At 72.1% G+C, this 18,924-nt stretch carries 18 protein-coding genes; 15 read left to right on the forward strand and 3 right to left on the reverse strand.

Going from position 1 to position 18,924, the window contains the following annotated elements; genetic code table 11:
- Nucleotides 1-137 precede the first annotated feature (137 nt).
- The gene (locus ACWF9Z_RS25220; protein ID WP_453605424.1) at nt 138-476 is read left to right on the forward strand and encodes a MerR family transcriptional regulator; all 339 of its coding nucleotides are present in this window, start codon (nt 138-140) and stop codon (nt 474-476) included.
- A 196-nt stretch (nt 477-672) separates the two neighbouring features.
- Nucleotides 673-816, forward strand: a complete 144-nt coding sequence (locus tag ACWF9Z_RS25225) for a hypothetical protein (protein WP_453605425.1) — start codon at nt 673-675, stop codon at nt 814-816.
- 39 nt (nt 817-855) lie between these two features.
- On the opposite strand, the gene ACWF9Z_RS25230 is transcribed toward ACWF9Z_RS25225, so the two are convergent.
- Nucleotides 856-1,809, reverse strand: a complete 954-nt coding sequence (locus tag ACWF9Z_RS25230; protein ID WP_453605427.1) for a helix-turn-helix domain-containing protein — start codon at nt 1,807-1,809, stop codon at nt 856-858.
- A gap of 91 nt (nt 1,810-1,900) precedes the next feature.
- Between ACWF9Z_RS25230 and ACWF9Z_RS25235 the strand changes: the two genes are divergently transcribed.
- The 4 genes from ACWF9Z_RS25235 (at nt 1,901) to ACWF9Z_RS25250 (ending at nt 9,329) form a co-directional block, all read left to right on the forward strand.
- On the forward strand, nt 1,901-6,133 hold the full coding sequence (locus tag ACWF9Z_RS25235) for a S8 family serine peptidase (protein ID WP_453605429.1): 4,233 nt from the start codon (nt 1,901-1,903) through the stop codon (nt 6,131-6,133).
- 616 nt (nt 6,134-6,749) lie between these two features.
- Nucleotides 6,750-7,028 carry a polyprenyl synthetase gene (locus ACWF9Z_RS25240; RefSeq protein ID WP_453605431.1) on the forward strand — a complete coding sequence of 93 codons (279 nt, stop codon included), beginning with the start codon at nt 6,750-6,752 and terminating at the stop codon, nt 7,026-7,028.
- Nucleotides 7,018-8,073: a polyprenyl synthetase family protein gene (locus ACWF9Z_RS25245; protein ID WP_453605433.1), complete on the forward strand. Its 1,056-nt coding sequence runs from the start codon at nt 7,018-7,020 to the stop codon at nt 8,071-8,073. The genes ACWF9Z_RS25240 and ACWF9Z_RS25245 overlap by 11 nt, the downstream gene beginning before the upstream one ends.
- A gap of 95 nt (nt 8,074-8,168) precedes the next feature.
- Entirely contained in the window at nt 8,169-9,329 is a 1,161-nt protein-coding gene (locus ACWF9Z_RS25250) for an oxygenase MpaB family protein (protein ID WP_453605434.1), read from the forward strand.
- A gap of 53 nt (nt 9,330-9,382) precedes the next feature.
- Here the strand turns inward: ACWF9Z_RS25250 and ACWF9Z_RS25255 are convergent, their stop codons facing one another.
- Nucleotides 9,383-9,724 carry a hypothetical protein gene (locus tag ACWF9Z_RS25255; protein WP_453605436.1) on the reverse strand — a complete coding sequence of 114 codons (342 nt, stop codon included), beginning with the start codon at nt 9,722-9,724 and terminating at the stop codon, nt 9,383-9,385.
- A gap of 226 nt (nt 9,725-9,950) precedes the next feature.
- Here ACWF9Z_RS25255 and ACWF9Z_RS25260 point away from each other — a divergent pair, with 226 nt between their 5' ends.
- Nucleotides 9,951-10,283 carry an NUDIX hydrolase gene (locus tag ACWF9Z_RS25260; protein WP_453605438.1) on the forward strand — a complete coding sequence of 111 codons (333 nt, stop codon included), beginning with the start codon at nt 9,951-9,953 and terminating at the stop codon, nt 10,281-10,283.
- Entirely contained in the window at nt 10,280-10,714 is a 435-nt protein-coding gene (locus ACWF9Z_RS25265; protein WP_453605440.1) for a VOC family protein, read from the forward strand. Before ACWF9Z_RS25260 ends, ACWF9Z_RS25265 begins: the two co-directional genes overlap by 4 nt.
- Nucleotides 10,715-10,861: 147 nt before the next feature.
- Here ACWF9Z_RS25265 and ACWF9Z_RS25270 read toward each other — a convergent pair whose 3' ends face one another.
- Nucleotides 10,862-11,218: a hypothetical protein gene (locus ACWF9Z_RS25270; RefSeq protein ID WP_453605442.1), complete on the reverse strand. Its 357-nt coding sequence runs from the start codon at nt 11,216-11,218 to the stop codon at nt 10,862-10,864.
- Nucleotides 11,219-11,530: 312 nt separating this feature from the next.
- On the opposite strand from ACWF9Z_RS25270, the gene ACWF9Z_RS25275 reads away from it, so the two are divergent.
- The 7 genes from ACWF9Z_RS25275 (at nt 11,531) to ACWF9Z_RS25305 (ending at nt 18,918) form a co-directional block, all read left to right on the forward strand.
- Nucleotides 11,531-12,121, forward strand: coding sequence for an ATP-binding protein (locus tag ACWF9Z_RS25275; protein ID WP_453605444.1), 591 nt, complete (start codon nt 11,531-11,533; stop codon nt 12,119-12,121).
- Nucleotides 12,122-12,431: 310 nt separating this feature from the next.
- On the forward strand, nt 12,432-12,938 hold the full coding sequence (locus ACWF9Z_RS25280) for a hypothetical protein (RefSeq protein WP_453605446.1): 507 nt from the start codon (nt 12,432-12,434) through the stop codon (nt 12,936-12,938).
- A 132-nt stretch (nt 12,939-13,070) separates the two neighbouring features.
- Complete coding sequence (locus tag ACWF9Z_RS25285) at nt 13,071-13,436, forward strand: MafI family immunity protein (protein WP_453605448.1); 366 nt, start codon at nt 13,071-13,073, stop codon at nt 13,434-13,436.
- A 202-nt stretch (nt 13,437-13,638) separates the two neighbouring features.
- The gene (locus ACWF9Z_RS25290) at nt 13,639-14,343 is read left to right on the forward strand and encodes an RraA family protein (RefSeq protein ID WP_453605450.1); all 705 of its coding nucleotides are present in this window, start codon (nt 13,639-13,641) and stop codon (nt 14,341-14,343) included.
- A 142-nt stretch (nt 14,344-14,485) separates the two neighbouring features.
- The gene (locus ACWF9Z_RS25295) at nt 14,486-14,917 is read left to right on the forward strand and encodes a VOC family protein (RefSeq protein WP_453605452.1); all 432 of its coding nucleotides are present in this window, start codon (nt 14,486-14,488) and stop codon (nt 14,915-14,917) included.
- A 159-nt stretch (nt 14,918-15,076) separates the two neighbouring features.
- On the forward strand, nt 15,077-15,694 hold the full coding sequence (locus ACWF9Z_RS25300; protein WP_453605454.1) for a glyoxalase: 618 nt from the start codon (nt 15,077-15,079) through the stop codon (nt 15,692-15,694).
- A 575-nt stretch (nt 15,695-16,269) separates the two neighbouring features.
- A complete protein-coding gene (locus ACWF9Z_RS25305) occupies nt 16,270-18,918 on the forward strand; it encodes a SpoIIE family protein phosphatase (protein ID WP_453605456.1) in 2,649 nt (882 codons plus the stop codon).
- Nucleotides 18,919-18,924 lie beyond the last annotated feature (6 nt).

Below are 18,924 nucleotides of genomic sequence, written 5' to 3' on the forward strand. Positions count from 1 at the left end.
TTGGTGGCCGGGGGGGGGGGGGCCCAAACACCCCCCCGCCTGCCCCCCCCGCGCCCCCTTTTTTGCCCCCCGGGGGGGGGGGCGCGCGGCCCCCCCCCCCCCCCCGCGCCCCTCCGCGTGTTCAACAGAGAGGTGTGATGACAGCAGACGACTCGTACGGCCGTCTCGATGACGACGACTACCCCGCCTACACCATGGGCCGGGCCGCCGACATGCTCGGAACCACCCAGGGCTTCCTCCGCGCGATCGGCGAGGCCCGACTGATCACCCCGCTGCGCTCGCCGGGCGGGCACCGCCGCTACTCCCGCTACCAGCTGCGGATCGCCGCCCGCGCCCGCGAACTCGTCGACCAGGGAACCCCTATCGAGGCCGCCTGCCGCATCGTCATCCTCGAAGACCAGCTCGAGGAAGCCCAGCGACTCAACGCCGAATACCGCCGGGCCGCCGGCCCCCTGACCCCACCCGCCGCCGCCTGACCGCGGCCCGACACCGGCCATCAGCCAGGACACCGGACGCGGACAGCTCCCCGGCCGGAGCGGCCGGGGTCACGACGGCTGCTCTTTGGAGTCCGTCTGGGCGACAGGGCGGGCCTGATAACGGCACCAGCACGCTCCGCGGCCATTGGCCGGTCATGCTGGGCGCCAGGCGCGAGCGGCGAGGAGGCCATCCCGAGTGGTGCTGACCCCGCCCCTCGCGCCGATGCCCGCCCAGGCCACCGAGACGTTGCCGGCCCCCGCGACCGCCGGGTCCCTGGCGTACGAGCAGACCGCGGACAGGCATCCCGCCCGGAACGGCCCGCGCGACGCACAGGGTTGAAGGACCTTCCGGGTGCGTCCGCCCCGGCCCGGTGACGGGTCAGATCCAGCCGCGGCGGGCCGCGACGACGCCGGCCTGGAAGCGGTTCACCGCGCCCAGGAGTTCGTGCAGGCGGCTCATGCGCCGGCGCATGGTGCGGACCGACCAGCCGAGCTGGCGGGCTATGGCCTCGTCCTTGAGGCCGCTGACCAGCAGCGTGAGCACCAGACGGTCCTCCTCACCGAGCGGGTCCTCGGCGGGGACGTCGAGCGGCAGGGCCTGTTTCCAGCACAGCTCCCAGTAGTCGGTGAGGGCGTCCAGCAAGGCGGACGGGCGGATCACCGCCGCGCGCACGCCGTCGAGGTCCAGGGAGAGCGGCATCAGCGCCAACCGGCGGTCCGCGATGGCCAGTTTGATCCGCAGGCCCGGCATCACCCGGGCCTGCTCGCCGCGGCGCACGAGTCCGCGGATGTCCTCGAGCACCCCCGGCCACTCCAGCGCCTCGGGGGCGTAGACCGCGCGGTAGCGCACGCCGCGCCCCAGCGCCGTGCTCTCCACCGGGTTGGAGGTGGTCAGCGCGTACGGCGGCCGGTCCAGGGTCATGACGTCCTCACGCGCCTCCTGCTGGAGGCGGACGAACCAGCGGCCGAGTGCCTCGCGGCCGGTGGCGATCTCCACCTCGTCCTCCCCCGCGGTGCCGCTCTGGGCCGCCGCGAAGAGGCGGGACAGCTCGCCCGCCGCCGAACGGACCCGGTCCAACTCCTCGGCCCTGGCCCGTACCAGGGACTCGACCGCGGCTCCCGGCTCGATCGCCGCGTACCGGCGGCGGACGCCCGCGAGCCGCCCGACCAGGCCGTGGTCGTGCAACCGGTCCAGCGACCTGGCGGCGCGGAGCGGGGAGCAGCCGAGGTCGGCGGCGAGCTCGGCCGGGACCGCCGTACGCCGGGTCAGCACGGCCCGGTAGACGCTCTCGTCGAACGGATCGATCCCTGCTGCGGTGAGCTCGTTGGTCATATGCGGATACTGGCCCACTTGTGCCACCGGCAGCAATGGGCCGTCAGGATCTGTTGTACGCAGAGTGACTTCGGGGCTAGGACTTCATCCCATGGCCAAGAACCCACGAAGAAGCCGACGCCTGGTGGCCGTCACGGTCACCACCGTCGCGCTCGCCGGGACGCTCACCGCGATACCCGGCACCGCGACCGCGACCGCCGCATCACCCGACCCGAACCAGCGGGTCATCGTCGAACTGTCCGGGGACGCCGCCGTCGCAGCCGCCCCCGGCGGCTCGCTCACGTCCCTGGCCGCCAACACCGCCTCGGCCGTCGGCGACGCCCGGCGGGCCCTGGCGGAACGTCAGGACGCCTTCGTCGGGGCGGTGCGGACCGCCGGACTGCACCCCGCCTCACCCCGCCGGCTCGGCCTGCTCGTCAACGCCGTGGCCATGACGGTGCCCGCCTCCGAGACGGCGCGGCTGGCCGCGCTGCCGGGCGTCGTCGCCGTCCGGCCCGACACCAGGATCCAGGTGCGCACGGACGCCAGCGTGCCGCTGACCGGCGCGCCCGAGGTCTGGAAGCGCGAGGACCCGGCCGGGGTGAAGGCCACCGGCGAGGGCACCGTCGTGGCGGTCCTGGACAGCGGCGTGGACTACGGCCATCCCGACCTGGGCGGCGGCTTCGGCAAGGGCCACAAGGTCGTCGGCGGCTTCGACTTCGCCAACGGCGACGACGACCCGATGGACGACAACGGTCACGGCACCCACGTCGCGGGCATCATCGCGGGCAAGGCGGCCAAGAAGGGGGGCGTCACCGGCATGGCGCCCGACGCGCGCCTGCTGGCCTACAAGGTCATCGGAGCCGACGGCAGCGGCTACACCTCCGACATCATCGCCGGCATCGAGGCGGCGGCCGACCCGGCCAACCCCTACCCGGCCGACGTCATCAACATGAGCCTCGGCGGCCCCGGTGACGGCACCGACCCGCTGGGCCGCGCGGCGACCGCCGCCGTACGGGCCGGTGTGGTCGTCGTCGCGGCGGCGGGCAACGACGGGCCCGGCAGGGGCACCGTCAACTCGCCGGCGTCGGCCGACGGCGTCATCGCGGTCGGCGCCTCCACCAGCGGGGTGCGGACACCCAGCGCGTACCTGGCGGGCCGCAAGGACCCCGAACTGATCCAGACGTACCGGGGCATCCTGTCCGCGAACCCGCCCCGGGAACCGGTCACCGCCCCGCTCGTGGACGTCGGCGCGGGCACCGCCGAGGACTGGAAGCGGATCGGTGACGTACGGGGCAAGATCCTGCGGGCCGACATCCTCGTCCCGCCCAGTACGGACGTCCTGAGCCAGGGCGACATCGACTGGGCGCGCGAGGCCGAGAAGCGCGGCGCGCTGGCCGTGCTCGGCGGCCTCCCGACCCACGACGGACCCGTGCTCGCCGCCACCCCGGGAACGGTCGAGGCCACGGCGACCCCCGCCCGCCCCGACCTCACCCGGACCGCCGCCTCCGGCGACTCGCTGCGCATGGACCGTCTGGTCGTCATGGGCATCGACGCGACCCAGTACGCCCAGCTGAGCCGTGAACTGGCCGCCGGCGCGGTGTCCGTCACCCTGCGCGGCACCGACTCCACCGACGAGATCGCCTCGTTCTCGTCGCGCGGACCCGGCACCGGCTTCGGCCTCAAGCCCGACCTGGTCGCACCCGGCGTGGAGATCCGCTCCACGATCCCCACCTCGATGTACGAGCCCGGCGTCTACCGCATGTCGGGCACCTCGATGGCGAGCCCGCACGTCGCCGGAGCCGCCGCCCTGCTGCGCCAACTGCGCCCGGACCAGAACCCCGACGGGATCAGGTCCGCACTGGTCGGGACCGCGAAGCAGCTCTCCGGCACCGACCCGACCGTCCAGGGCAACGGCCGGCTCGACGTGGCCGCCGCGGCGTCGGCCACCCTCAGCGCCTCCCCGACGACCGTGTCGTTCGGCCTCGCCGACCTGGCGGACCGGACCGTCCGCGGTACCGCCGAGGTACGCCTGACCAACCCCGGCACGGAACCCCTGGCCCTCACCCTCAGCAGTACCGGGCCCGCCACCGTGTCCCCGGCGCGGGTCACCGTCCCGGCCGGGGGGTCCACGGCCGTCACCGTCACCCTGCGCGCCGACCGTCCGGCCACCGACACGCAGATCAGCGGCCAGATCACGGCCACCCCCGCGCGGGGCCCGGCCCTGCGGGTGCCGTACCTGCTCGTCGTCCGGCACCTGGTCGTCCAGGCGTCCCCCGACCCGAGCGACGGCCGTTCCACCGTGCACGTCGCCGCCCCGGCCGGCCTGAACGCGCCGCCGGAGATCACCGTCACGCCGCCGCGCGGCAAGGCCTTCACGCTGCCCACCACCATGAACGGCGCCGGCTACTACCAGGCCGACGTGACCGGGAAGGCGGCCGGCGCCTACCAGCTGGCCGTGCGCGCCACGACCACCGACGGCCGGCGGATCACCGGAACCGGCGCCTTCGAGGTGACCCCCGCCGGCAGCCGCGGCGACCGCTGGGAACCCATCGGCCCGAACAGCGAGGCCGGCCACGTCGCGCTCACGCCCGCCCGGCCGAAGCAGGCCGTCGTGACCCAGTACCGCAAGGCCGCCCCCTGGCTGACCACCGACGGCGGCGCCAACTGGCGCCAGGTGGGCCGGCTGCCGATCGCCGACGGCAACGGCACCGGAGCGGTCGTGGTCGACGCCCGCCGCCCTGACCGCTGGTGGTACGCCGTGAACACGGCCGCCGACCCCACCCGCCGGGGCACGATCCTGCGCACCGACGACAACGGCCGCACCTGGCGCAAGCTGGACGTGCCCGACGCGCACATCGACGAGTTCGTCGCGGACGAGCAGACCCGTACCCTCGCCGCGGTGATCGACGGCACGCTGCTGGTCAGCACGGACGCGGGCGACAGCTGGGCGACGTACCCCACCGGCGTGACCGGTGACGTCCGTGACGCCACGCTCGTCGGCGACACCCTGTACCTGGCGACCTTCAACGGCGTCTGGCGGATCGACGGCGTCGGCAAGGGCGACCCCGGTTCGGCGCACCTCGTCCTCGACGAGCCGGTGAACACCATCCGCGGCCTGGCGGCCGACTCCACCGTGGTGGCGGCCTACGTCCCCGGTACGGGCGTTCGCGGCTCCTACGACAAGGGCCGCACCTGGTCCACCCTGCTGCCCCTGCCGGAAGGCGGGAACGGGCTCTCCGCCTCCGGCGGCGACCTGTACCTGCGCGCGCTGTTCGGCGCCGGGCAGGTGAGCCGCGACCACGGCAAGACCTGGAAGCCCGTGGCCGCCCCTTCGAAGGCGGCCATCGCGATGGACTACGACCGCTGGGCCGACGGCTCGGTGACCGTGTCCAGCGAACAGGACGGCCTGTACCGCGGCTCCGCCGACGGCACCGGTTACCGCAGGATCGGCGTCCAGGGCCTGACCACCCTCGCCCTCGCGGCCAGCGGCGACCAGCTGCTCGCCGGCACGGTGAGCGGCACCTACCGCACCGCGATCCCCGTCGCCGGCCCTGAATGGGGCCAGTCCGGCGGAGAGGGCAGGACCGGTCTCCTCACCTCGCACATCGCCGTCTCGCCCAAGGACACCAAGGTGGTGTGGCAGGTCCGGCGCACCGCGACCGGCCTCTTCGAGGTCTCCCGCAGCGGTGACGCCGGCCGGACCTGGCAGGTGAAGGGCACGTCGTCGGAGATTCCGACCTCGATCCTGGTCCACCCGGCCGACCCGGACCGGGTGTCGATCAGCTTCAGGAGCATCTTCGGCGACGGGCTGTTCACGACGTCCGACGGCGGCACGACGTGGAAGAACCTCTTTCACGAACGGTCCTTCGACGCCATGGCCGGTGACCCGCGCGATCCGCGGCGCGTCTGGCTCGGCAACGCCTCGGGCCTCTACCGCTCGGACGACGGCGGCGTCACCAAGACCAAGGTCGCCGAGGGCCCCGTCTCCGCGATCGTGATGGACGGCCGACGCCTGGTCGTGGGCGGTTCGTCCGTCCGGATCAGCACCGACGACGGGAAGTCCTTCCGCACCGCCGACACCGGCCCGCTCGCGGTCCACGTCTCGGACCTGCTGCGGGTCGGCGGAGCGCTCTACGCGGCCACCACCAGCTCGACCGCCTCCGGACTCGTCCAGGGGGGCCGGGGCGTCCTGCGCAGCACCGACAACGGTCTCACGTGGGAGAACATCTCGACCGGTCTGCAGAACACCGACACCACCAAACTGGCCGCCGCCCCCGACGGCCGCACGCTCTACGTCGGCGCGGTCGACGGCGGGGTACACCGCCTGAAGCTCCGCCGCTGACCCGTCCCGCGCGTGACGAAGCCTGGCCGTACGCCCGGCACGTCGGTACGGCCGGCACGCGCGCAGGACCGGCTCGCCCGTAGGACCGGAGCGGGTATGTGAGCGGAACGAGCGCCGGCCGGACCCGGAAGTCCCGGGCCCGGCCGGCGCTCTGGCGCGTGGCCGGCGGGAGCTGAAAGGGGGGCCCGCCAGCCCGTTCCGGCGCTCTGGCCGCCGCCGCCGGGCGGGTGATGCCGATGCGCCGGCCCGTGAGCGGCGATGTTCGTCTTCGACCGGTCCGAACACCGCCGAACACCGTTTGCGGGACCTTCGACGCATCAGCCCGAACCCCCAACGCTTCAGGGAGTCGTCGTGTCCGGTCTCGCCACCGCCCTGCTCACCGCCGCCGTGACGGCGGCCCTCGCCGCGCTGCCCCGTTGACGGGCGGCCGGGCCGAGAACCCACCCCCGCCACCCGTAGGGGCACCGGCCCGGGACCACGGCAGCCGCGATGCGTACGGGCGAGCGAGGTGATCACTCGATCGTGAGTTGTTCCACTCCCCCGCCCCCTGGGCCGTGATGCTCGCAGGGACGGCGTGTGACCGACGCCGGCCGGACACACAGGGGGCGGGGATGGAATGGCGCAAGAAGCGGAACGCCGCGACGGTCTGGACGATCAGGTACTGCTGCTCGCGGCCGGACTCGCCGATCTGACGGTGAGTACGATCGGTTCGGCCCTGGGGACGGTGCGGGGACTGCTGCGCCGGTCGGATGCCGCGGAACTGGCGGCGGAGGCCGAGCACGACCTCATGGCGCGCGGGCGCCTCGCACTGGACCGCTACGCGACCGTGCAGCCGCCCTACTTGGAGACGCTCGCCCGGCACACCCTCGCCCGGAAGACCGTCGATGACGTCTGACCGGTGGGAGCCGACGGCCTTCAGAGCCCGCGTCGACGAGGTGCTGCACCGGTTCGTCGCGCGGGAGGCCGACGCGTTCACCGCGATCGATCCGGTTCTCGGACCGGTGACCGACCAGCTGGAGGCAGCGGTCGCGGAGGGCAAACGCCTGCGTGCGGCGTTCTGCTACTGGGGATGGCGCGCGGTGGGACAGCCGGACAGCGACGCGTTGGTGCGGGCGGCGGCCTCGATGGAACTGGTGCATGCCGCCGCCGTCGTGCACGACGACCTCATCGACGACAGCCCGCTGAGGCACGGTCGGCCCACGGCCCACACCGTCCTGCGCGGTGCCGTGGGGCAGCGCCCGGGAGCGGACGCCACCGCGCGTTCCCTCGCCCTCCTGGTCGGAGACCTGCTGATGTCGCTGGCCGGCCAGCTGTTCACCAGCAGTGGGCTGCCCGCCGCGTACCTCGCCCGGGCCCGGCCCTTGTGGGCGGTGATGGCGCGGGAGTTGATCGCGGGCGAGTGTCTGGAGCTCCTGCGTACGGGAGAGCGTCCGGACATCGCGGTGTCGCTGAAGGTGATCCGCTACAAGACCGCCAAGTACACCGTTGAGCAGCCCCTGTTGATCGGCGGGGCCCTGGCCGGGGCGGGCGCGCGGCTGCGCGAGGGCTATTCCCGGTACGGGCTGCCGCTGGGCGAGGCGTTCCAGCTCAGGGACGACCTGCTCGGCCTCTTCGGAGATCCGGGACGCACCGGAAAGGACAGCGCCGACGATGTGCGCGGCCAGCGGCCCACGGCCTTGCTGGCAGAGACGTGGCGTCTGGCCGACGAGGGCGAGCGGGAGCTGCTGAGCACCTTGCTGGGCCGGCGGGACCTGGACGGACAGGGTGTGGACGCGGTACGCGAGGTGATGTGCCGGCTGAGGGCGCCCGACCGCGTCGAGGACATGATCGGCGCGCGGGTCGAGGAGGCCCTCCGGGCCCTGGACGAGATGGACCTGCCGGCGCACGCCACCGGCGCCCTGACCGCGCTGACCAGGTCGGCCGCGGTCCGGCTGTCCTGACGCGCGCTCGGGGCGGCACGCCCCATGGCGGCCGGCTTCCGTCACCGCCGCCGCCCACCTGTCGCAGACAACGTCTTGGACGAGGGAGCTCCGCCATGAACCACACCGAGGCATCGATGGCCGCGCTGCGGCGAGCCGGTGACGAACTGGCCGACGCCACCGTCGCCACGCTCTTCGAGCGCGGGGAGGTGGGGAAGTTCAACACCCTGATGCGCTACGTCTCCACCGCCGGAGCTCCCTTGCCGGACGGGCTCCCCGACGTCGCGCGCGAGTACCTCGAGGCCACCAGCGTTCCGCCGGCGTGGGTCGACTGGGGGGAGATGGAGAAGGCCCGTCTGTTCTTCATCGACAACAACGTGCACATCTCCACTGCGCTGTCCTTCGCCTCCATGCCCGCGTGCTACCTCGTTCCGCACGTGGCGAAGCTGCTGTCGGCCGCTCACGGACTGAAGTACCCGTCCAAACGGATGGCGGAGACCGGCCAGTTCACCCTCTACCTGATGCGGCCCGACGCCTTCGAGGCCGGCAGCCGCTTCATCCCCGCCGTCCAGAAGGTCCGCCTCCTGCACGCTTCCATCCGCCACCACCTCCGGGTCGAGAACCGCTGGGACGTCGAAGCGCTCGGGACGCCGATCTGCCAGGAGGACATGATCGGCGGGCAGATGTTCTTCTCCCTGCTCGTCCTGGACAGCCTGCACCGCCTCGGAATCCACATGTCGACGGAAGGCGCGGAAGCCTACTACTACGCGTGGCGCGTCGTCGGCGCCATGCTCGGCGTCGATCAGGAGGCCGTACCCGCGACCCTCGAGGAAGCCCGCCGCTTCCTCGACCTGTACATGGTCCGGCACATGGGGCCTTCGGAGGAGGGCGCGCACCTGACCCGGCAGCTGATCGACCTCTACGAGGAGGTGGTGCCCGGGACGCTCTTCGACCCGATCGTCTCCGCCCTCATCCGTCACCTCATCGGCGACACCTGCGCCACCTGGCTCCACGTTCCCCGCACCCCGTGGGACACCGTCGTCAAGGCGGTTCCCCACCTCCTCAACGTCCTGGAGACCATCGAAGACCGTTCCCCGCTCGGCGCCTGGGCCCTGGACCGCCTCGGGCACCTCACGGCCACCCTCGAGCTGTCCTCCCTCACCCGTGGACGCGTCATGCACTACGCGATCCCCGACACGCTGAAGAAGGACTACGGCATCTCCAGCGCGGGTCCCCGCCTCCGTCCCTGGACGCCGCCGCCCGCCACCGTCTCCTGACGACCCGCGCGAGCACCTCGCGGAGGCGCACCGGCCGCGCGGGGCTTCCGGGGCTACCTGGCGCCAGCCGCCGGCGCCCAGCCGGGCCACACCACGGGACGGGCCTGGAGCACGCGCCGCCTATGGGTTTCCGCCGCGAGGAACGAGAACCCGGACACGAGTGTCGCGACGAACGACAGCCCCACGGCAGGAACCTCCAACGCCACGAGGCTGGTCGTGCCGATCCAGACCAGCCACGCCGTCGACACGACCACCCCGCCGCCCAGCAGCAGAGCGACTCGGGCACCCTGCGGACGCCTCCTGCTCACGGCGACGAGGAAGTACCCGAGGACCGCGCCCGGCGTGACGGCCACCAGGAAACCCACGGCCACGAAGAAGAGAAGGGCTATGACCATGTCGTACTGACCTCCGCGTCGGACGGCAACCGGAAAGAGGAGCACCCGCGGATCCACGGTCCTCGCTGTGCGGTCTCTTGCCGCCATACTGTCAGACCGTTTGAACGCGTTCAACACACCCCCACGCCCTCGTCCCGCGCGACTGTCAGTGGCTCGGCGTACCTTCCTGGGATGCCTCGGTCTCACCACATCACCGCACGACGAACCCTGGAAGCCGCCGCCGCGGATGCCGCGAGGATGGGTCTCGCCCGGGGGCAAGGTCGACGCGGGCGAGACACCGCGTGAGGCGGCCTCCCGTGAGCTGTTCGAGGAAACGGGCGTCACAGCGGAACTCCTCGCCGAACCGGCGGCCGTGACCGTTCGCTCCTACCGCCCCGGCTGGTCGGCCACCTTGGGCGTGACCTTCGCGGCAGTCGTCGACCGCCGCACACCCCTCACGCCGGAAGTCGGCCAACCCGCGGCCTGGCTGCCCTTGGACGAGCCGTGGCACGGGTACTTCCCCGAGGACCGGTCCCGGCTGACGCGGTACGCCGCGTACCTGGATATGGTGGGCCGATGACGTCGATCAAGAAGTTCCAAGTCACCTTCGACTGCGCGGAACCCGAGCGCCTCGCTCGGTTCTGGTGCGAGGTGCTGGGGTACGTCGTACCGGCAGTGCCGGAGGGCTTCGCCACGTGGGACGATTTCCAGCGCTCGCAGGCACCTGAGCAGCGGGATGCGTGGTTCGCCTGCAGTGATCCCTCGGGTATCGGCCCGCGCCTGTACTTCCAGCGCGTCCCGGAAGGGAAGGCCGCCAAGAACCGGGTGCATCTCGACGTGCGGGTCGGCACCGGACTCGTGGGCGCGGAGCGCCTCGCCACCTTGGAGGCCGAATGCGCACGGCTGGTCGCGCTCGGCGCGGTACACGTGCAAACGCTCTTCGCCGATGACGAAAACGAGTCGTGCATCCCGATGCGGGACATCGAGGGCAACGAGTTCTGCATCGACTGAGCCGGCGAACGTCTCCCCCGCGGAGGCCGGTTCCTTCTCCCGGTCTTCGCGAGGGGGCGGACGGCGACGGTGCGGCAGGACGAGTCCGGTGCCGCCGGTGCCCTCCGTAGCCGCCGTGGGCGATCGTCCTCGTCACGTCGCCCTGCCTCAGCGGAACTCGTGGACCACCTGGATCTCGCCGACCAGGTGCGCGTTGAAGTCGTCCAGTTCCTCGGCCGGAACCCACAGCTCGAGGATCGTCCGCCCCCCGGCCTGCTGGACGGGGTAGCGACTCAAGAACTCCGACTCGATCTCGAACCGGGTGACGAAGCCGACACCGCTGTGCTTCACGTTCCAGTCCCTCGCGATCTTGATCGCGTAGTCCTCGTTGAGCACGGGGTAGAAGATCGGCTGCTCGGGCAGCCGCGGCGGCCACGCACGCCAGTTCAGCTCGCGGACCAGGTCCAGCTCCTCGGGGCCGGTGGGGCGCCACAGAGTGGTCGTCGTCGCTCGCTGGCTGGTCATGTGCGTCTCTCTCTGGAGGGGAAGGCCGTCGGTAGGGCTGGTCCGAGACCGGACCATACCGGCGTCGGGAGCTCACCAGCTACGCGGTTTCGCTCCAGGCCATCGCCGTGACCAGCGCTTACGGCCTCGACCACGAGCGAAATCGTGTCCGTGGCCTCCTCTCCCATCGCGGAGGGAGTACCGCGCCCGGTCCTGACGATCGCTGCTGAGCGGTCGATCGCGGCGGGCCGAAGGAGATTCGCGACGGATACTGGCCGGATGGATGGATCAAGCGCTTCTTGGGTCAACACCACGCACGATTGGGCCGGCACCGTGGACGTGGACCATCTCGCTCGGATTCGCCGGACACCCGCAGACTTCGCTCCGGGCGGGCCGGGACACCTGCTTCTCGAGGTCGTCGCTTATGCGGCTGACGAGGCAGCGAGCCGCGACGGCGGACGGTGCGTGGTCACGCTGCATTCCGACGGCTCCGTGTCGGTGAAGGATGACGGACGGGGCACCGACACTCGGGTGGACGAGCACGGCCGGGTGGTGAAGAAGCCGGTCATGGCCACGAAGGACCTCCGGTTCTTCGACCTCCCGGAGGCGGAACGGCTTCCGGACGGCCATCCGCGCCGCGGCATGTCCGTCGTCGCAGCGCTGAGCGAGTGGCTGCTTCACACCAACCGCCGTGTCAACGGATCCTGGACCCAACGCTATGAGCACGGCGTCCCGGTGACGGATCTGCAGCCCGCCGAGGCCGACGGGACCACGGGGACCTGCGTCCGCTTCCTGCCGGACGAAGCCCTGCGTTCGCGGTTGTCCTGCACCTCGGGTGATCTGGCGCGATGGTCCGACCACTGGCCCGACCTCACCGTCCGCATCGAGGATCAGCGCGACGACGGCGACCGGTCAGGCCGTTGAGCAAGGCACGCCCGTACGCGGTGTGGTTCCCGCCGGCGGCTGCACAGAGTCCGGCTCCCTGATCGATGAGATCGTCCGCGAGGGAGCCCGAACGGATGCCCCCACCGCCGCACTGGAGGCGGAAGTCGAGTCGCACATAGCCGAGTTGGCAGCCGAGACCGACGAGGCTGGCCGACGCCCGCTGGCCGCGCCGGGGCCCGTTCCGAACCCGGCCAGCCCGTCGAACGCCCCGAAAAACCTCACGGCACGAACGGGCTCAGCTGACACACTGAGGCCGGAGCGCGGAACCGATCAGAGGACCCAGACACCCATGCTGAACCCACTCGAGGCTCCAGCCGCGGTGTCCGACGCAGCCGAACTGCTCGAGGAACTGCTCGACGACTGCAACCATGTGACGTCCATCGACCTCTTCCATGTGGTCCCGGTGGCGGGGACGACAGCCGGTCATGACTGGATGAAGCGTCTCGCTCAAGCCGTGTACGACGTGGGGCCCAGTGGATATCAGGTAGCGACGTCTGTCGCCCCGTTCGAGTCACCACGAGCCTGGCGGGACATTCTCCGCCGGCAGGTGACCGAGGGCATCATGCGGCCCTCCAAGAGGTGGCCGGGCGCCGTCCTGCGCACGCCCGCCGAGATCCGGCAGACAGGCGAACTCGCGGATGACATCGCCGACCTCATCGAAGCCCATCTGGGGCCCGTCCGAAGCTGCGGCGACGTCGACGGCCCGCGCATGGGCATGGGCGCCATATGGTCGCGCAACCTGCTGCTGGTCACCAGCGGCTGGGCCACCGTCCTCAATCTCGGACTTGACGACTGACCGAACACGCCCCCGTCCACTACGGCCGCCGCCTCAGCCCCTCTCGGATCGGCCGGGAGGTCCTACGGTGCTTACTGGCCCGGCGCGGAAATCCGCGTGACCGTACTGACGGCACCCGCAACACTGGGCGCCATGACCGTGCATCGTGAAGCTCTTCAGGCCAGCTGGAACCAGACCCGCGGCCACCTCGACGCCGCGCGGGCACACCTCGCGGTCCGATCGGACGTCGATCTCTCGGAGACCGCGGAGTTCTTGGAACACGACGAGCTGGGACTCGCCTTCGACTGTCTGACCGATCTCGGTGACGACCTCAACCTGCCGCTCGGCTTCTGGCAGCACCTCGACCGAGCGGCGCGTGCGATGCGGCTCTACAGCGATGCCCTGCACAAGCCTCACCTCACGGCTGCCGACCTCTGCCGCCGTCACCTCGCCGCTGCCTCCGAGCAGGACTCCCACCCGGCGAACGGTTCGGGTCTCGCTGGTCCGCGTCAGGCATGAAGGTCACCGGTGGTGGGTGTCGCAGCGCCCGGCATGGGGGAATACCGGCTGGTCTCGCGGTGCCACCAGGGCGAGTGACGGCGAGCAGATGCCGAAGGCGCGCCGGCATCCCGCGGACTACCCCCGCCCGTCGAGAACGGCGATACTTCCCGATGACGGACCCATGCCCTTGTGCTGCGGGAACCCGAGGAGAACGAGACTGATGGACGCGCTCAAGCTCCAGCTCACCTACGTGGACCTCACGACCCCTCATGTCGCCGACGCGCTGGTGCGTTTGGGACTTCCCGTCCGGCCGGCACCCGCGAGTGTCGGCCCTCTCCGGCAGGACACGCACGTCGTCGGCCGCGCCCGGCCCGCGCGCCACTACGGCAGCGTGGACGTCTTCCTCGAAGCCATCGACCGGGCCGAACCCGGTGACGTCCTGGTGGTCGACAACGCCGGCCGTCAGGACGAGGCGTGCGTCGGGGATCTCATCGCGCTCGAGAGCGAGAGCGCCGGACTCGGCGGCATCGTGATCTGGGGCCTGCATCGCGACAGCCGCGAGTTGCGCGGCATCGGACTGCCCGTCTTCAGTCAAGGCGCCCTCCCCGTCGGCCCCCGGCGTCTCGATCCTCAGGATCCCGACGCGCTCAGCGCCGCACGGTTCGACGGGTCGACCGTCACCGGTGAGGACTTCGTGCTCGGTGACGACGACGGTGTGCTCTTCCTCCCCCTCGACCGTGCCGCCGACATCGCCGAGATGGCGGCCACGATCCGCGACACCGAACGCCATCAAGCCGCCCGGATGCGCCTGGGCACGAGCCTCCGGGACCAGGTCCGCTTCGACAGGTACCTCGCCGCCCGCGAGCGGAACGGCATGACGTTCCGCGGGTATCTGCGATCCGTCGGCGGAGCCGTCGAGGAATGAGAGGGCAGGTCGCGGGAGACCCGGCGAGGCTGGTGCCGCGTCGCCAATTCTTCGGCCGCCTACCGCGTTTCGGCGTGCGCGCGGGCGCCCCGTGGGCGACGGTGGACCGTCCCCGCACGACACGCGTTCCGAGGAGCCCGTCATGAACTGGACGCTCGAAGTGGTCCCGATCCCCGTCGCCGACATGGACCGGGCGAAGGAGTTCTACGCCGACAAGGTCGGCTTCACGGTCGACCTCGACAGCGAGGTCGCCCCCGGCATCCGCATCATCCAGCTGACCCCGCCCGGCTCCCGCTGCTCGGTCGTGCTGGAGCACGGCATGCCCGCGTCACCCGGAGCGCGCCAGATGGCCCCGGGCACGCTGCACGGCCTGCAGCTCTGCGTGACGGACATCGAGGCGGCGCGCGAGGAGCTGGCGGGACGAGGGGTGGACGTCTCGCCGGTGCGGCACGTCGGCGCGACGGGCTGGGAGGACGGCAAGGGCGACACCTGGAACTCCTTCCTGACCTTCAGCGACCCGGACGGCAACGGCTGGGTGGTTCAGGAAGCCCCGTCGGAGCTGTCGGAGCGCTGACTCCCGCGCCCGTCGATGTCGGCCGGCCGACCGGTCCGACCGGTCCGGTCTACCGAGACGGCCGAGACGGCCCAGGAGCGGATCCGCGGATCGGCGGATCGGCGGATCGGTCAGGATTCGAGAAGCACCGCGCCCCGGCACACGCCTAGCGTGATCGGCATGACTTCCCTCGCATCCGTCACCCTCGAGGTGGCCGATCCCGCCGCCGCCGACAGCTTCCACACCGCCGCTTTCGGCCTGGGCACCCGCATCGGTGTGCGCGCCTCGGAGGCGCCCACGACGGGGTTCCGCGGATTCACCCTCTCCCTCACGGTCTCCCAGCCGGCCACCGTCAAGGGCTTCGTCGACGCCGCCATCGACGCCGGCGCCACGGCCCTGAAACCGGTCACCAAGTCGTTCTGGGGCTACGGAGGCGTCGTGCGGGCCCCGGACGGGACCATCTGGAAGGTGGCGACCTCGGCGAGGAAGGACACCGGCCCGGACACCCGGACGATCGACGAGATCGTGCTCCTGCTCGGAGTCGCGGACATGGCGGCGAGCAAGCGGTTCTACGTCGACGCCGGCCTCACCGTGGCGAAGAGCTTCGGCCGCAAGTACACCGAGTTCGCCACCGGTCCGGGCCCCGTCACGTTGGCGCTCTACGGGCACCGCGCGCTCGCCAAGGACGTCGGTGTCTCTCCCGACGGTACCGGCTCGCACCGGATCGTGATCGGCGGCCACACCGCCCCCTTCACCGATCCCGACGGCTTCGCGTGGGAGACCGCGAGCGAATCCTGACCGAGGGTCGCCGTGGAGACGACCAGGGGCCGTCCACGTCGGCCGGTCCGTGCGGTCCCCCAGCAGCCGGGGACGGTGCACAGCGGGGTGGAGCGGGAGGTGCCGAAGGCTCGGGCGATCCCGGCGGGCCGTACGGACGCCCGGGCGCGCACCAGGGACGTCGGGGGGACGCGGGAAGCCCGTGGGGCCGGACCGGACGGGCGGGGCCACCAGCGAGGCGGCCACCGCCGCGAGCGGGCGGCGCGGGGTGGAACGCCCGAGCGGCCGCCGTGAGGACCGGCAAGACCGCGCTCCGGCCGTGGCAGGCGGTACGGGGCTTCGGCGCGTGCGCGAAGCCCGCCCTGGTCCATCAGGCGGGTCCACCGTCGGGCGACCACCGCCGGTCGGCCCCTTCACCGTTCTCGGCGCGCCGCCCACACCACGGAGGCCATACGCGCCATGCCGTTCGTGGCCTCCGCGACGCGGGCGGCGCGCCACGTCGACGGCGTGGAATGGCTGTCCGACGTACCACGAGCGGCCGACAGTGCTACAACTGATTTCGTGACGCATCCTTGCAACCCGTACCGGGGACGTCGGTGCGGTCACTGAGCGGGAACCGCCCGCGAAGCGTCGCCCGGCAGGTATTCGTCCTCCAGGTGGCGATCGTGGTGCTGCTCGCCGCCGGTGCGGTGCTGGCGCTCGTGCTCCAGTCCCGCCACGACGTCGACCGCGAGGCCCGTACCCGGTCCGTGGCGGTCGCCCAGACCTTCGCGCACTCCATCGGGCTCCCCGCGGCCCTCCGTGCCCCCGATCCCTCCGCGATCCTCCAGCCGGTCACCGAGTCGACGCGCAAGGCCGCCGGGGTGGACTTCATCGTGGTCATGGACACCGAGGGGATCCGCTACACCCATCCCCTCCCCGACCGCATCGGAAAACGGTTCGTCGGCACGATCGCGCCCTCGCTGGCCGGTCACGTGTACACGGAGAGCGTGCACGGTCCGCTGGGCAACGAGATCCAGGCCGTGGTGCCGGTCTTCTCCGACGACGGCCGGGTCGTGGCACTGGTGTCCGCGGGCCTCACCGTGAAGAACGTCGCCGGTGTGGCCGGCCGGCAGCTCCCCGTGATCCTCGGGGTCAGCGCGGCCGGGCTCGCGCTGGCCACCGCGGGCGCGGCGCTGATCAGCAGACGCCTGCGCCGCCAGACCCACGGTCTGGGCCCGCTCGAGATGACCCGGATGTACGAGCACCACGACGCGGTGCTGCACGCCGTCCGCGAGGGAGTGCTGATCACCGACGGCGCGGGCCGGCTGCTGCTCGCGAACGACGAGGCGAAGCGTTTGCTCCGGCTTCCCGCGGATGCCGAGGGGTCACTCGTCCGGGAGCTGCCGGGCCTCGATCAGCACGTGGCCGACCTCCTGATGTCCGGCCGGGAGGCCACCGACGAGGTGCACGAGGCCGGGGACCGGCTGCTGGTGTTCAACCAGAGGCCGACGCGGGCGGGAGGCGGCCCCGAGGGGGCTGCCGTCACCATCCGCGACACCACCGACATGCGCGTCCTCAGCACCCGGGCCGACGCGGCCCGCAGGCGGCTGAGGCTGCTGTACGACGCCGGCGTCGGCGTCGGCACCACCCTCGACGTGGAGCGGACGGCCCAGGAGCTCGCCGACGTCGCCGTACCGCGCTTCGCGGACTACGTGACCGTGGACCTGGCCGAGCCCGTGCTCCACGGGGACGAGCCCACCCCGGACGCGGAGCTGCGCCGCACCGGGGTCAGCGGAATCCGCGACGGCGCGCCGCTCTACCCGCGCGGCCGGCTGATCGACTTCGTGCCGTCCACCCCGCAGGCGCGCGGCCTCAGCAGCGGCAAGGCCGAGGTGGTCGCCGCGCTCACCGACGCACCCGGCTGGCACGCCCAGGACCCGCCGCGGGCTCAGGAGATCATCGACTTCGGGATCCACTCCCTGATCACCGCTCCCCTCACGGCCCGCGGCGTCGTACTGGGCGTGGCCAACTTCTGGCGCTCGCGGAAACCGGAACCCTTCAACGACGAGGACCTCTCGCTCGCCGAGGAGCTCGTGGCCCGGGCGGGCGTCACCATCGACAACGCCCGCCGCTACACCCGCGAGCACGCCATGGCCGTGACGCTCCAGCACAGCCTGCTGCCGCGCGACCTGCCCGAGCAGAGCGCCGTGGAGGTGGCGCACTACTACCTGCCCGCCCATGCCGGGGTCGGCGGCGACTGGTTCGACGTGATTCCGCTGCCCGGCAGCCGGGTCGCACTGGTCGTGGGAGACGTCGTCGGCCACGGGCTGCACGCCGCGGCCACCATGGGCCAGCTGCGCACGGCCGTGCTCAACTTCTCGTCCCTGGACCTGCCCCCCGACGAGCTCCTGGCCCGCCTCGACGACCTCGTCCAGTACATCGACCAGAGCCGGGAGGGCGGCGCCGACGGCGGCGGACTGCTCGGAGCGACCTGCCTGTACGCCGTGTACGACGCGGTGACCCAGCGGTGCACGGTGGCCCGCGCGGGGCACGTGCCACCGTTCGTGGTGCGCCCGGACGGCTCCACGGAGATTCCCGACCTGCCCCCCGGTGCGCCCCTGGGCCTGGGCGGCTTCCCCTTCGAGTCGGCCGAGCTGGACCTGAGCGAGGGCTCGCAGCTGGTGCTGTACACCGACGGCCTGATCGAGGACCCGGGGCGGGACATCGACGAGGGCCTCGAGCTGCTCCGTGCGGCCCTCACCCACGCCGACCGGGGGCCGCACGAGACCTGCCGGGCGATCCTGAAAGGGCTGCTGCCGGTCCACCCCCGGGACGACGTGGCCGTCCTGGTCGCGCGGACGCGGGCGCTGGGCGCGGACCGCATCGCCGACTGGGAGGTGCCGTTCGAGCCGAGCGCCGTCGGACAGGTGCGGGCCCGTGCCGTGGCGAAACTGGAGGAATGGGGCCTGTCCGAGCTCGCCTTCGGCACGGAGCTCGTCCTCAGCGAACTCGTCACGAACGCCATCCGGCACGGCAGCGCACCGGTCCGTGTCCGGCTGCTGTTCGACGACAAGCTGCTGACCTGCGAGGTCTCGGACGGGAGCAGCACCTCACCACACCTGCGGTACGCCGCGACCACGGACGAAGGAGGCCGCGGGCTCTTCCTGGTGGCTCAGATCGGCCGCCGGTGGGGCACCCGTTACACGGCCGACGGAAAGATCATCTGGTCCGAACAGCCGCTGCCGGACCCCGCGGAACACTGAACGGGC

Source organism: Streptomyces sp. NPDC054961 (assembly GCF_053609145.1).